The sequence below is a fragment of the Gemmobacter megaterium genome (assembly GCF_900156815.1).
In the GTDB taxonomy this organism is placed as follows: domain Bacteria; phylum Pseudomonadota; class Alphaproteobacteria; order Rhodobacterales; family Rhodobacteraceae; genus Wagnerdoeblera; species Wagnerdoeblera megaterium.
This window is the reverse complement of sequence record NZ_FTOT01000002.1, coordinates 20,454-34,556: the sequence shown is the minus strand read 5'-3', so window position 1 is coordinate 34,556 and position 14,103 is coordinate 20,454. Positions and strand designations below refer to the sequence as shown.

The 14,103-nt window shown below is 68.3% G+C and carries 11 protein-coding genes; 6 read left to right on the top strand and 5 right to left on the bottom strand.

The window, feature by feature from the left end; translation table 11 throughout:
• Window positions 1-19: 19 nt before the first annotated feature.
• From BW970_RS04600 to BW970_RS04580, 5 genes are all read left to right on the top strand, one after another.
• Window positions 20-1,135, top strand: coding sequence for an acyl-CoA dehydrogenase family protein (locus BW970_RS04600; protein ID WP_076529260.1), 1,116 nt, complete (start codon window positions 20-22; stop codon window positions 1,133-1,135).
• Between the two features lie 26 nt (window positions 1,136-1,161).
• Window positions 1,162-3,234 (top strand): 3-hydroxyacyl-CoA dehydrogenase NAD-binding domain-containing protein, encoded by a 2,073-nt coding sequence (locus BW970_RS04595; RefSeq protein ID WP_076529259.1) that lies wholly within the window; start codon window positions 1,162-1,164, stop codon window positions 3,232-3,234.
• 13 nt (window positions 3,235-3,247) lie between these two features.
• Window positions 3,248-4,414 (top strand): thiolase domain-containing protein, encoded by a 1,167-nt coding sequence (locus tag BW970_RS04590; protein WP_076529258.1) that lies wholly within the window; start codon window positions 3,248-3,250, stop codon window positions 4,412-4,414.
• Between the two features lie 3 nt (window positions 4,415-4,417).
• Window positions 4,418-4,804 (top strand): Zn-ribbon domain-containing OB-fold protein, encoded by a 387-nt coding sequence (locus tag BW970_RS04585; protein WP_076529257.1) that lies wholly within the window; start codon window positions 4,418-4,420, stop codon window positions 4,802-4,804.
• Window positions 4,805-4,998: 194 nt separating this feature from the next.
• Entirely contained in the window at window positions 4,999-5,451 is a 453-nt protein-coding gene (locus BW970_RS04580) for an Rrf2 family transcriptional regulator (protein ID WP_076529256.1), read from the top strand.
• Window positions 5,452-5,467: 16 nt separating this feature from the next.
• Here BW970_RS04580 and BW970_RS21040 read toward each other — a convergent pair whose 3' ends face one another.
• From BW970_RS21040 to BW970_RS04565, 4 genes are all read right to left on the bottom strand, one after another.
• Window positions 5,468-5,815: a M14 family metallopeptidase gene (locus BW970_RS21040; protein ID WP_229740467.1), complete on the bottom strand. Its 348-nt coding sequence runs from the start codon at window positions 5,813-5,815 to the stop codon at window positions 5,468-5,470.
• Window positions 5,806-7,176, bottom strand: coding sequence for a M14 family zinc carboxypeptidase (locus BW970_RS04575; protein ID WP_229740468.1), 1,371 nt, complete (start codon window positions 7,174-7,176; stop codon window positions 5,806-5,808). The genes BW970_RS21040 and BW970_RS04575 overlap by 10 nt, the downstream gene beginning before the upstream one ends.
• 260 nt (window positions 7,177-7,436) lie before the next feature.
• On the bottom strand, window positions 7,437-9,923 hold the full coding sequence (locus BW970_RS04570) for an ATP-binding protein (protein ID WP_083701134.1): 2,487 nt from the start codon (window positions 9,921-9,923) through the stop codon (window positions 7,437-7,439).
• Window positions 9,920-10,447: a putative pterin-binding protein gene (locus BW970_RS04565; RefSeq protein WP_076529255.1), complete on the bottom strand. Its 528-nt coding sequence runs from the start codon at window positions 10,445-10,447 to the stop codon at window positions 9,920-9,922. Before BW970_RS04565 ends, BW970_RS04570 begins: the two co-directional genes overlap by 4 nt.
• Window positions 10,448-10,667: 220 nt before the next feature.
• On the opposite strand from BW970_RS04565, the gene BW970_RS04560 reads away from it, so the two are divergent.
• Window positions 10,668-13,007 (top strand): DEAD/DEAH box helicase, encoded by a 2,340-nt coding sequence (locus BW970_RS04560; RefSeq protein WP_076529254.1) that lies wholly within the window; start codon window positions 10,668-10,670, stop codon window positions 13,005-13,007.
• Window positions 13,008-13,105: 98 nt separating this feature from the next.
• On the opposite strand, the gene BW970_RS04555 is transcribed toward BW970_RS04560, so the two are convergent.
• Complete coding sequence (locus tag BW970_RS04555; protein WP_076529253.1) at window positions 13,106-13,909, bottom strand: undecaprenyl-diphosphate phosphatase; 804 nt, start codon at window positions 13,907-13,909, stop codon at window positions 13,106-13,108.
• Window positions 13,910-14,103: the final 194 nt, after the last annotated feature.

Genomic DNA, 14,103 nt, shown 5'->3' with positions numbered 1-14,103 from the left:
GGAATCACAGGAGGATCACATGTTCGCGCAGGCCATCACTGCCTTTGAGCCGGAACATCGCGCCATCCTGCGTCAAAGCGCGCGGGACTGGCTGGAGCGGCGGCGCCCCCTGGCGGCGCAACGCGACCTGGCGGCCGGGCGCGCCTTTGATCCGGCCTTTTTGCGCGCGCTGGGGGACATGGGCTGGCTGGGGCTGTTGGCCGAGGCCGGGTCGGGGCTGGACTGCGCCGATCTGGTCGCGCTGCACCGCGAGCTTGGCCGCCGTCTGCTGCCCGAGCCGGTGGTGGCCAGCGGCGTGATGGCGGCCAGCCTGCTGGGGTGGTCGGGCCAGGCCGCCTTTGCCGAACGTCTGGCGGCGCTGTCCGAAGGCAGTTTGGTGGCCACGCTGGCCTGGCAGGACGGGGCCGGGGCGACAGGATCGGATCGGTGCGGGCCGGTGGCCGAGGCGGCGGGCGATGGGGTCCGCCTGTCGGGGCGCGCGGCCTTTGTGCCTTGGGCCGGGCGGGCCGATGGCTGGATCGTTGCGGCGCGCATGGGGGGCGGGGTGCTGTTGGGCTGGCTGTCCCGCGATGCCGCCGGGGTGACGCTGCGCCCCGGTACGGCGGTGGATCGCGGCGAAATGTCGGAACTGGATTTTGACGGCGCGTTTCTGCCTGCCGCAGACCTGATCGCCGGGCCGGATGCGGGGGCCGCGCTGCTGGACCGTGTGCTGGATCTGGGCCGTATGGCGGTGTCGGCGGAACTGGTTGGCGCGGCCGAGGCGGTCTTTGCCATGACGCTGGACTATCTGCGCGACCGCAAGCAGTTCGGCCGGGCGATCGGCGCCAATCAGGCGGTGCAGTTCACCGCCGTCGATCTGTTCGTGCAGATCGAACTGGCCAATTCCGTGCTGGCCCATGCCGCGCGGCAGTTCGACAGTGCCGACCGCCCGCGCGTGGTGGCCGGGTGCAAGGCGCGGTGCAGCGACGTGGCCTTTGACGCGGTGCGGCAGGCGATCCAGTTGCATGGCGCCATCGGCTATACCGATGCCAGCGACGTCAGCCTGTATGTCAAGCGGGTGATGGCTTGGGGGCCGTGGCTGGGCAATGGCGCGGCGCATCGGGCGCGGCTGGGCGCGATGGCGCGTGCGGCATGACGGAACACAGCAGGGCGGGACATGGCATGACGGGAACCGGCACAGATTACAGCGTTCAGGGCGGCATTGCCGTCATCCGGGTGGACAATCCGCCGGTCAATGCCCTTGGCTCCCATGTGCGGCTGTCGCTGAACGAGCTGATGCGCCGGGCCGAGGCGGATGCCGCAGTGCGCGGGGTGATCCTGACCGGCACGGGTAAGGTGTTCGTCGCGGGGGCCGATCTCAAACAGATCGACGCGCCGCGCAGCGGTCCGTCGATCAACGATCTGCTGGCCTTTGTCGAAGGGATGACCAAGCCGGTGGTGGCCGCGCTTCAGGGCTTGGCGCTGGGAGGCGGATACGAGATTGCCATGGGCTGCCACGCGCGTATCGCGGCGGCGGGGGTGCGGGTGGGCCTGCCGGAAACCACGCTGGGGCTGATCCCCGGCGCGGGCGGTACGCAGCGGCTGCCCCGGCTGGTCGGGGCTGCGGCGGCGCTGGATCTGATCGCGTCGGGCCGTCAGGTCGCGGCGGACGAGGCGCTGCGCCTTGGCATGGTCGATGCGGTGACATCGGGCGATCTGCTGGCCGAGGCGCGGGGGCTGCTGGACAGGGTGCCCCGCCCCTTGCCCCGGCTGCGCGACCGGACCCCGCAGGGCCCGGCGGGCGACCTGCCTTCGGCCCGCGCGGCATTCGAGGCGCGGGCCGTCGCGCTGGGGCAGGGCGCGCTGCCAGCCATCCGCGCCGCCATCGCAGCGGTGCGGGACAGTTTCGATCCCGATTTCGATGCGGCCATCGCGCGGGAACATGCGGCCTTTCACACCCTGCGCACGGGGCCAGAGGCACGGGCCATGATCCATGCCTTTCTGGCCGAACGCGCCAGCGCCCATGTGGCAGGTGTCAGCCGCGCAACGCCGCGCCTGTCCGTGGCCCAGGTCTCGATCATCGGGGCGGGCACCATGGGCGGCGGGATCGGCATCACCTGCGCCAATGCGGGCTATACCGTCACCATGGTCGAAACCTCGGCCCCCGCACTGGAGGCGGCCAAGACCCGGATCGAAGGCGTCTATATCGGCCAGGTGTCGCGCGACCGCCTGACGCCCGAAGCGGCCGCCGCCGCGCTGGCCCGGTTCCGCTGGGTTCAGGGGCTGGAGGCCGGTGTCGCCGGGGCCGATCTGGTGATCGAGGCGGTGTTCGAGGACATGGGACTGAAGAAGGAGGTCTTTGCCCAACTTGACCGGCTTGCGCCGCCATCGGCCATTCTGGCTTCGAACACCTCGTATCAGAATATCGACGAGCTTGCCGCCGTCACCCAACGCCCCGACCGGGTGGTCGGAATGCACTATTTCAGCCCGGCGAATGTGATGAAGCTGCTGGAGATCGTGCGCGGTGCGGCCACATCGCCCGAAACGCTGGCCACGGTGCTGGATCTGGCCCGCAAGACCGGCAAGATCCCCGTGGTGGTCGGCGTCTGCTATGGCTTTGTCGGCAACCGCATGTTGTGGCTGCGCACGGTCCAGACCCAGCGCCTGCTGCTGGAGGGATGTTCCCCCCGGCAGGTGGATACGGTGCTGACCGATTTCGGCTTTCGCATGGGGCCGTGCCAGATGGGCGACATGGCGGGGCTGGATGTGGCCTGGCGCCTGCGCAAGGCGCGGGGCGAACGGATGGAGCCGGTGGATACCCTGGCCGATGCGGGCCGCTGGGGGCAAAAGACCGGCAAGGGCTGGTATCTGTACCCCGACGGCGCGCGGGATGGCGTCGATGACCCTGCGCTGGCCCCCGTCGTCGCCGAAGTCGCGGCCCGGCTGGGCGTCACACAACGCGCCGTCAGCGCCGCCGAGATCGAAGAGCGGCTGCTCTATCCCCTGATCAACGAAGGCACGCGGATCCTCGAAGAAGGCATCGTCGAACGGGCCGGGGATATCGACGTGATCTATCTGCACGGCTATGGTTGGCCACGTCATCGGGGCGGGCCGATGCAGTTTGCCGATGCGCGCGGCCTGCCGGCCATCGTTGCCACGCTGGACCGTATGGCAGAGGCGCAGGGCGATGACACGCTGCGCCCCAGCGCCCTGCTGCGCCGCCTTGCCGCGACCGGCGGCCGCCTGATCGACTGAGACGGAGCATCCCATGACCAAGCATCCCGCCCATATCGTCGGCGCCTATGAACATCCGACCCGGCTGGCCAGTGACAAGACCGTGGCGCAGCTTCATGCCGAAGCGGCCAAGGGCGCGCTGGATGATGCGGGCCTGACATTTGCCGATGTTGACGGATTCTTCTGTGGCAATGACATGCCGGGGATCGGCGCCTTTGCGCTGGTCGATTACCTCAACCTTGATCTGCGGCATATCGACACCACAGACACGGGGGGCTGTTCCTATCAGATCCATGTGGCCCATGCGGTACAGGCCATTGCGGCGGGGAAATGCGACGTGGCGCTGGTCACGCTGGGCGGGCGACCCAGGGCCGATGGCATGTCCACCGGCACCGCCGTCCGCCCCGGCCATCCGGCGCAACCCGACATTCCGTTCGAGCTGCCGTTCGGCAATGTGATCCTGGGATCCTATGCCATGGTGGCGCAGCGGCACATGCACGACCATGGCACCACCTCGGAACAACTGGCCTGGATCAAGGTCGCCGCCTCGCATCATGCCCAGCACAATCCCCGCGCCTTGCTGCGCGATGTGGTGACGGTCGAGGATGTGGTGAATTCCCCGCTGCTGGCCGATCCGCTGCACCGGCTGGACTGCTGCGTGATCACCGACGGCGGTGGTGCGCTGGTCATTGCCCGGCCGGAAATCGCCCGCAATCTGGCCCGGCCGCTGGTTGGTGTGCGCGGCATGGGCGAGGCGATGAAGGGCCAGAACGGCGGCCGCGTCGATCTGGGATATTCCGCCATTGCCGCTGCGGGGAAACGTGCCTTCGATCAGGCGGGCGTGCGGCCTGGCGACATCCGCTATGCCTCGCTCTATGACAGTTTCACGATCACCGTGCTGATGCAGATCGAGGATCTGGCGTTCTGCGACAAGGGGCAGGGCGGGCGGTTCGTGATGGATGGCAACCTGATTTCCGGCGTCGGGCGGCTGCCCTTCAACACCGATGGCGGCGGGCTGTGCAACAACCACCCGGCCAACCGGGGCGGCATGACCAAGATCATCGAGGCCGTGCGCCAGTTGCGCGGCGAGGCGCATCCCGCCGTGCAGGTGCCCGATTGCACTTTGGCGCTGGCCAGCGGGATCGGCGGCTCGCTGGGAATGCGCCATGCGGGCAGCGTTGTCATTCTGGAACGGGAGTAGACCATGACCCATCCCCCCCATCCTGCCCTGTTCGACAATCCCGAAACCGGCGCCTTCTGGCAGGCCGCCGCGCAGGGGCGGTTGCTGCTGAAATCCTGCCGTGCCTGTGGCAGCGCGCATTGGTATCCCCGCGCGATCTGTCCCCATTGCGGCAGCGCGGACACCCATTGGCAAGACAGCACGGGGCAGGGGGTGATCTATACCTTCTCGGTGCTGCGCAAGGCCAAGCCCATGACCGTGCCCGCCTATGTCACGCTGGACGAGGGCATTTCGCTGTTCACCAATATCGTGGACTGTGATCCCGACAGCCTGCGGATCGGCCAGCGGGTGGCGCTGCGGTTCATCGACGGGATGGACGGCACGCGTCTGCCCGCCTTTGCCCCGGCCTGATCCTGACGGCCCCTGCCTGCGGGCAGGGGCACGCGCCCACCGAAGGCGCGGTTTTCCGAATGTGCGGGTCATCGGCAGAAGATTTGTAAATCTTTTGTTTTCAGCGCCTTGTTTTTTCCGGCGCTGCCTGTCGGCGGATGATTTTCCCCAAAGCCGACATTGCGTCGCTGCCGGCTTGTGCCTAGTGTCGTCGCATGATCACGCAGAAGATGAAATATGCGCTGAAGGCCTTGCTTGTGCTGGCAGACGAAGCCGCGCGGGACATCCCCGAGCCGCTGACGATCGAACAGGTCGCGCGCCGGTCGGGCACGCCCAAGCGGTTTCTGGAGCATATCCTGCTGGAGGTGCGCAACGCGGGCGTGATCGCCTCGATCCGCGGGCGGTCGGGCGGGTATCTGCTGGTCAAGAAGCCGAACGAGATCTCGCTATCGGAACTGCTGCGGCTGATCGACGGCCCCATTGCGCCGCTGCCCTGTCTGTCGCGTCGCGCCTATCAGCGGTGCGAGGATTGCGTGGACGAGGCGTCATGCCGGATCCGCAAGGTCTTTGCCGAGGTGTTCTGGTCTTATCTGCTGATCATCGAGTCCCTGACGCTCGAAGACATGCTGCGGTCCGATCAGGTGGCCGATCAGGTGCTGGGGGCCTGAAGGGCGGGGCAGGGGCCTAGGCCATCGGTGGCAGGGGCATCTGCTGTGCGGCCCCATAGGCCGCCAGAACGGCCTGCATCTGCACCTCATGCGCGATGCGGAACGCCGGGCCGGTCAGCGTTTCATCGGGATATTCGGTGATCAGCGTCAGCGGTACGGGTTGCGCATCGTTGCAGGCAAAGGCGACGGGTATGCCGTGCAACCGTTCCAGCCCGCTGTCGCCGCCATGCCGGGCGAACAGGTCGATCATCGCGGCGTTGCGCGCGGCAAGGCCCGGTATCAGCGCCAGCCGCGCTGTCACCCGGTCTGCCAGCCATCGCGCCGCGGCCTCCCAGCCTGTTCGATGGCGCAGGATCAGGAACATGCCGCGCGGTATCGACCAGCTTTCAAAGCCATGCGGCACATAGCCGGTAAAGGGCCGGATCCATTCATGGGCGGGGTAGCCGTGGCAGTTGACATGCAGCAGCGGTGCCGCGCGCTGGAACGCCCGCGCCCGCAGCGCCGCCTCGTGCAGGGGGGCTGACGATGTTCCAGATCATCCCCCAGCGCGGTGTAGCGGGCGGCATGGTGCATGTGGCGCGGGTTGTCGGCCGCCAGCCGGCGGTGCAGCGCATAGCCATCGGGGTTTTCCAGCGGCAGCACGACCAGATGCGCGCCTGCCCGCGCCGCCAGCCGCCGCGCGGCCCGCAGCACCCCTACCGGCCCCGATGTTTCGTTGGCATGTTGACCGGCCGAAACCAGCACGGCCCGGTCGGAGCCCGCCAGATGCACCGCCTGCACGATGCGGCCCGCCACCGAACGGCAGTCCAGCCGCGTGCCGGGCAGGCGGCCAAGCTCTGCCGCGATCTGGGCGGCTGACAGCGCCTGATCTGCCGTTTTCAGCCGCTGCAGGGCTTCGGCCAGATCAGCGCGGTTCCAGTCGCGCAAGGCGATCCGCACCGATGCGGTGGGGCCGTGGGTCACTTCGGGCACAATCTGCCCCGGTTGCAGGCTGCGGTCGCCCGGCGGCAGGGCCGCGCGGAGCTGGAACAGTTCCAGCACCGAGAAATACAGATCCTCATGCACCGCCTCGCGCAGGGACAACACCTCGTCGCCGCACCCCAGATCGCGGTCCTGCATGGGCAGGGTCACGGTCAGCGCCAGTTCCTGAAACGGCAGCGTCGCGCCCCGGTTTGCTGCCGCGATGGCCTCCAGCGTCTGGTGAAACAGCGCCTCGACCTCGGTTTCCATTGGAGCGGCCCGGCCATCGACCGCCAGCCATCCGCAGGGTGACAGGGCCGTGCGGCCGGTTGCATCGGTGTGCAGACGGTTGGGGGCGGCAACGCGCCTGTCGATCTGCCGCCCGTCGGCATAGGTCAGGCGCAACGCATAGACCGGCAGGTCGCGCAGGTCCGGGCCATCGTCAAAGGTGAAGTCCACGTCGGGAAACATCGCCACCAGCGGGTAGCTTTCCAGCAGGAACCGGCGCGGGGCGGCATCGGGGTGGCGGGGGCAGGTGATATGGGCCTGCCGCAATCCCGCTGTTTCGATGTGTTCGACAAAGGCGCAGACAAGCGGCTTCAGCGCCGAATGGCAATGCGCCCGGATACCCCGCCCCGCAAGGGCGCGTTCCGCGGCGCGGCGGGTCTGTTCGTCGTCAAAGGTCCAGATCTCGGCCTGTTCACAGCGCAGATCCGCCACCAGACCGGCAAGGGTCGAGGGATAGTCGCGGGCGAACAGGATCATCGCCGCCCGGTCCCGCCAGGCCGCGCGCGTGGTGGGTGTAGCTCTGCCTGTGACATCGGCCCTTGCCCGATCACGCCCGCCCCCTGTTGTGCATCGGCAGGATGCCCGCGCGCGGCCCGGTCTGCAAGTCGCCGCCAGCACCGCGCGCGGTGCGCTGGCGCACCCCGTCGGGCCGCGGGTCCGGCGCCGCCACCCATGCCCGTGCCGCGTGGGCCGCAGGGCGGAGGCAGGCGCGCAGCGCCGCTGCCGCCCCCGGTCGGCTAAAGCTGGCCATAGGCGCTGCGGGTCTCGGGCCAGATGGCCTGAGCGGCGGCGGCCAGCGCGGCGATCTGGTCCGTCTGCCCGGCGCGGGCGGCCTGTTCCAGCGCGACGAGGCTGCCGCGCAGCCGCACCGCGCCGAACACCGCAGAGCTTCCGGCCAGCCGATGCGCCAGATCGGCGGTTTCAGCCGCGTCGTCGGCGCCGGTTGCGGCCACCAGCCTGGCCAGCCCGGCTTCGGTCTCGGTCAGGAACTCGGCCAGCAAGGTTGCAAAGGCCTCTGGCCCCAGGCCATCGCGCAGGGCCCCCGCCTGTGGCAGATCGACGGGCGCGCGGGTGTCGCCCTCGATGGCCATGACCTGCGACAGCAGATCGCGCAGCGTTCCACGTGACAGCGGCTTGACCAGCGTGCCCGCCATGCCGACGGCGGCAAACCGCCCGCGATCTTCGGGCAGGGCATGGGCGGTCAGCGCAATGATCGGCGTTCCCGCACTGGCCCCGCCGGTCGAGCGGATTTCACGGGTCGCCGTCACGCCGTCCATCTGGGGCATCCCGATATCCATCAGGATCAGGTCATAGCGCCGGGCGGCGGCGCGGGCGACGCCTTCGGCCCCGTTCGTCGCCTCGTCCACGCTATGGCCGTCATCCGCCAGAAGCTGGCGCACCACGAAGCGGTTGATCGGGTTGTCCTCGACCACCAGAACCGCCAGACGCCGCGTCAGCGGGGCCGCGCGCGGGCCCGGCTTGGGCAGGTGGGCCGAGGGGGCCGCCGCGTCCTGCGGGGCCGGTGGCAGCGGCAGCACCAGGTGGAACCGGCTGCCCGAGCCTTCCAGACTTTCGACCCCGATGGTCCCCCCCATGGCGCGCACCATGCGCCGTGCGATGGGCAGGCCCAGCCCGGTGCCTTCGGACAAGCGACCGTAGGAGCTGTCCAGCGTCACGAAATCGTCGAAGATACGCGCCAGATCGCGTTCGGCGATTCCGATGCCGGTGTCGGTGACGGAAAATTCCACCCTGTCGCCGTCCAGTTGGCGGGCCGACAGGGTGATCTGGCCGTCGCGCGTGAACTTGATCGCATTGCCTGTCAGGTTCAGCAGCACCTGACGCAGCTTCAGCGCGTCGCCCAGCACCAGACCTGTTCCACCCGGCGCCACGGCAAGGCTGTTGCCCTGTTGCCGCGCGGCGGGCCGCTGGCTGTCGGCAATGTCTTCAAGCAAGGCCGCGACATCGAACGCGGTGCGCGTGACCGGCATCTTGCCCGCATCCAGCCGGGCAATGTCCAGCACGTCGTTCACATGGCGCATCAGCAGATCGCCCGAGGTGCGCACGATGCGCAGATAGTCACGCTGTCGTGCGCTCAGCCGGGTGTCCTGCAACAGATCCAGCGTGCCCAGGATGCCATTCAGCGGCGTGCGGATCTCGTGGCTCATCAAGGCCAGCATCTCGGCGTTGGACCGCTCTCCCGCCAGCGCACGGTCGCGCGCCTCGATCAACGCCTGCTCTGCGGCCAGCCGGTCCGAGATGTCGTGCAGAAAGCAGACGCGGATCGGCCCATCCTCGCTGTCCGCCGTGCCGACCGAGATCTCGGCCGGAAAGGTCGTGCCGTCCCGGCGCTGCCCGGTGACGCGCATCCGCCCGGTCACCGGCAGGGCGACATCCGGCGACCGTGCCTGTCCGGGACCCGGCAAGGCGACAAAACCGCCGACATCCTGCCCCAGCGCCTGCGCGCGGGAGGTGCCGAACAGCGCCTCGGCCGCGCGGTTGAAATCCAGCACCCGGCCGTGCCCGTCCACCACCAGAATGGCATCCAGCGAAGTGGCGACGATGGCTTGCAGTCGCCCATGGGTCAGCGCCTGTTCCGCGGCGCGCTGCCGGGTCTGGCGCACAAGGCGGGCCAGCACCCCGACCAGCACCGCCAGCACCAGCACCAGCCCCAATGCCAGAAGCGCGATCCGGACCAGCGTCGCCCCCGCCTCCTCGCGGCGCGCGTCAGAGGCGGCAGCGATGGCGCGTTGCCCGCTCAGCGTCACGTTGCGCAATTCGGGTCGCAGCCGGGCCGACCGTTCCGCCATTTCCGGCAAGGCGGCGATCAGCCCGGCATCGGGCCCGTCCACCAGCGGCACCGCCCAATCCAGCAATGCACGCGCATCCTTCAGCCCGGTGTCGAAATCCGGCCGCCCCCGGAGCGGGTCATACAGCGGGCCGGTCTCCATCAAGCGGACACGGCCGTACAGCACATCGAACCGGCGCCGCAGTTGTTGCGCACTGCCCGCCCCGGCCTGAAGCGCGCGCACTTCCAGTTGAAAGGCCAGGAATTCTACATCAAGCTGCGCGAGGCTCCACTGCGCATTGTCCGAATTCGCGGTGGCCAGCGCGCCGATCTCTCCGCGCACGTCGCGCGCCAGTGCCGCGATGCCCGCCGCACAGGCCGCCGCGGCGATCAACCCGAGGATTGCGCCCGCAAGGCGCATCATGGCCTGGCGTGTCACGGGGCGGTGCCTGCCATCTGGCGGGCCTCGATCCGGTCTAGCTGCCAGATACTGCGCGCGAACATCACCTGGCTTTGAAACCCGGAATTCTGATCGAACGGATAGATCATCCACAGCGGCCCCAGACCGCGCAGGGGAATCGGGGCGCCATTCATTTCCCAGGCGATCATCGCCCGGTCGGGTGCGGCGTCCTCGATCGGGATTTCGGCGGTGTAGTCGTTGATCGCCTGCGCGAACAACAGCTTTCCGGTCACGCCCAGCCGTTCCGTCAGCCGGTGCAGGGGCAGGCCCCGGAACAGTTGTTCTCCTTCGGTCCAGGGGGTCGAGGTGCGCAGCACCTCGGAGCCCAGATCCTGCAACATCTCCATGTCGAACACCGCCGCATCGCCCGCATTGGTCACGGCGATATCGCCCGTCACCGTCAGGACGACCGGCCCCTGCGGCATTGGCAACGGAAGATGGTCGGCCTGGGACGGCCCGGCCAGCGCGGCGACCAGCAGGGCAAGGGCGATGATCCGTGGCATCGGGCACTCCTGAGGAACAGGGGCATTTAGAAAGGATGCGACGCCCGGTCGCAACCCGACCCCTTCGAAAGATACAAAGCCGCTATACACGGCCCGGCATTGGGTGTAAGTGCGGCGGCTGGTGCCAGCGTCTTCACCCCCGACGGGAGGTCGGGCGGAACAGGCGAGCGCGCCGTGACCGGGCCGACAGGCAGGCCCCTTTTTCCGCGAAAGACGCGACATGACCGAGACGACCCTCGCGGCCCCATTGGCCGCCGCCCTTGCTGACAAGGGCTATGAAACGCTTACCCCCGTGCAACAGGCCGTGCTGGCCGAGGATCTGGCAGGCCGCGACCTGCTGGTCTCTGCTCAGACCGGATCGGGCAAGACGGTGGCCTTTGGCCTTGCCATTGCCCCGGAACTGCTGTCCGGCGATCTGGCCGTGGCAGGGGCGCCCCGTGCGCTGGTGGTTGCCCCGACGCGCGAGTTGGCCTTGCAGGTGCGGCGCGAATTCGAATGGCTGTATGGCCAGGCCGGCGCGCAGATCGCCTCTTGCGTCGGCGGGATGGACTGGCGCACCGAACGCCGCGCGCTGGATCGTGGCGCCGCCATCGTGGTGGGCACCCCCGGCCGTCTGCGCGACCATATCGAAAAAGGCTCGCTGGATCTGAGCGACCTGCGCGCCGTCGTGCTGGACGAAGCCGACGAGATGCTGGACCTGGGGTTCCAGGAGGATCTGGAATTCATCCTGTCCGCTGCCCCCGAAACCCGCCGCACGCTGATGTTCTCGGCCACGGTGCCCAAGGCGATCGAGGCGCTGGCCAGCGGCTACCAACGCGATGCCGCCCGCGTCCAGGTCAAGGGTGAAGCCCGCCAGCATGTCGACATCGCCTATCGCGCCATGTCGGTCATGGCGCGCGACAAGGAAAACGCCATCATCAACCTGCTGCTGCTGCAACAGGCGCGTGTGGCCATCGTCTTTGCCAAGACCCGCGCCTCTGTGACGCATCTGCACGCCCGCATGGCCAACCGTGGCTTCAAGGTCGTGGCGCTGTCGGGCGAACTCAGCCAGGGCGAGCGCACCCATGCGCTTCAGGCGCTGCGCGATGGCCGGGCACAGGTCTGTATTGCAACCGACGTGGCTGCGCGCGGCATCGACCTGCCGGGGCTGGATCTGGTGGTGCATTTCGACCTGCCGTCGAACTCGGAAACCCTGCTGCACCGTTCGGGCCGCACCGGCCGCGCCGGTGCCAAGGGCACGGCGGTTCTGGTCGTTGCCCCCGCCGATGCCCGCAAGGCGCAGCGCCTGCTGCAAGGCGCCAAGGTCGAGGCGGAATGGGTCAAGGCGCCCACCGCAGACGAAGTGCAGGCCGCCGATGATGGCCGCATGTTGTCTGCCGATCTGCTGCATGATGCGATCACCGAGGACGAGGCCCCGCTGGTCGAGGCGATCCTGGGATCTGCCAGCCCCGAGGCTGCGGCTGCGGGCTTCCTGCGGTTGTGGCGTGCCGGACGGTCCGCCCCCGAGATTGTCGGCGATCTGCCGCCCGCCGAACCGCGCGAGGCACGTCCGCCCCGCGACAAGGCCGATTTCGGCCCTTCGGTCTGGTATGCGCTCTCGGTCGGTCACGAAGGCCGGGCCGAGGCGCGCTGGCTGTTGCCGAAGCTTTGCGATGGTGCGGGCATCACCCGCACCGACATCGGCGCGATCCGGGTGCAGCAGCGCGAGACCTTTGTGCAGATCGGCGAAGGCGCGGCCCCGAAACTGGGCGCCTCGCTGGAACTGGAACCCGGCCTTGTCGCCACCCGCATGGAGTCTGCCCCGGATCTCGACCGCCCGTCGGCACCGCGCAAACCGGCCTACAAGGCGTTTGATCGCCCGCAAGGCCCCGCGCGCAAATCGTTCGGGGATCGTGCCGAGTCTGGCGACCGCAAACCCTATGCGCCACGTCCGCCGCGTGACGCGGCCGAGGGCGACCGCCGCCCCTACAGCCCGCGCCCGCTGATGGCCGACCGCCCGCAAGAGCGCAGCCAGTCGCCACGGGACGAGGGCGACCGCAAGCCCTGGGCGAAACGTGAGGATGGCGACCGTAAGCCTTACGTGAAACGCGAGGACGGCGACCGCAAGCCTTATGCAAAGCGTGAGGACGGCGACCGCAAGCCTTATGCGAAACGCGAGGATGGCGACCGCAAGCCTTATGCGAAACGCGAGGACGGCGACCGTAAGCCTTACGTGAAACGCGAGGACGGCGAGCGCAAGCCTTATGCGAAACGCGAAGATGGCGACCGTAAGCCTTGGGTCAAGCGCGAAGACAGCCGGGGCGGTTCCTTTGCAAAACGCGAGGATGCCCCCCGCAAGCCGTTTGCGAAACGCGAAGATGGCGATCGCAAGCCGTTTGCAAAACGCGAAGATTCCGGCCCTCGCAGTGCCGCTGCCAAAGGGGCCGATGCGCGCCCAACCCGTGCAGCAGCGCCCCGGCCGAATTTCTCCGATCCCAGCCAGTCCTTGCGCAAGCCGCGCAGCACCGGCCCGAAATTCGGCAAACCGGCACCCCGCGGCGGCTTCAAGCCCAAGCGCTGACAGCAAAAGGGCGCGGCATCTTTCCGATGCCGCGCCACCGTTGTCCCTGATCGAACGATCCCCTCCAGCGTCGGCCGGTCACAGGCCATCCGCCCGGATCACAGAACCACGGCCAACAGCACAATCCCCAGCACCACGCGGTAGATCACATAGGGGGTAAAGCTGACACGGTTCAGAAACCGCATCATCAGCACCAGCGCCACCCAGGCCGAGATCAGCGCCAGCAGCGCGGCAAAGCCGATCTGGGTCCATTGCGCGGCGGTCATCCCCTCTTTTACCACCTTGATGCCCAGATAACCGCCTGTTGCCAGCGTCACCGGAATCGACATCAGCAGCGACAGCCGCGCCGCCGCGTGCCGCTCGAACCGCAGCAGCCGCGCCGTCGTCATGGTGATGCCCGACCGCGAGACGCCGGGGATCAGTGCCACCGCCTGCCACAGGCCCATGCGCACCACATCGCGCAGGCGCCAGTCTTCCACGCCGCGCTCTTCCGGCGCGGTGCGGTGCGCCCACCACAGCCAGAGGCCGAAGACGATCATCGTTATCCCGATGATCACCGGGTCACGCAGCCGGTCGATCAGTCCGGTGGCCGCAAGGATCACGCCCACGATCAACGTGGGAATGGTCGCCAGCACCAGATACAGCGCCAGCCGCGCATCCGCCCCCTCTGTCTGCCCACGCACCGCCTGACCCAGGCCGCGCATCACGCGCCCCACCTCGGCCCGCAAATAGAGGATCACCGCCAGCACCGATCCGACATGCACCGCCACATCCAGCGCCAGTGCGTCCGCAGTCTGGCCGGACCATTCATGCAGCAGGATCAGATGCGCCGAGGAGGAGACCGGCAGGAACTCGGTCAGTCCCTGCACGATGGCCAGCAGGCAGAGCGTCAGAAGGGGCATGAGGGGGCCTTTCGCGGCAGTGGGTGATTCGCCTGTGGCAGTGAAAATCCATGTAGATCAGCGGCGCACGGATGAATAGGGAATTCATACTGACCTAAATATCGGAAAATTCTCGTCTCCAAAGTGTCGGGTGGGATATTATCCTTGAAACTGGTCAGTACTTCTGACTTTTCATCTGTCGCGCCGTGCGGTAT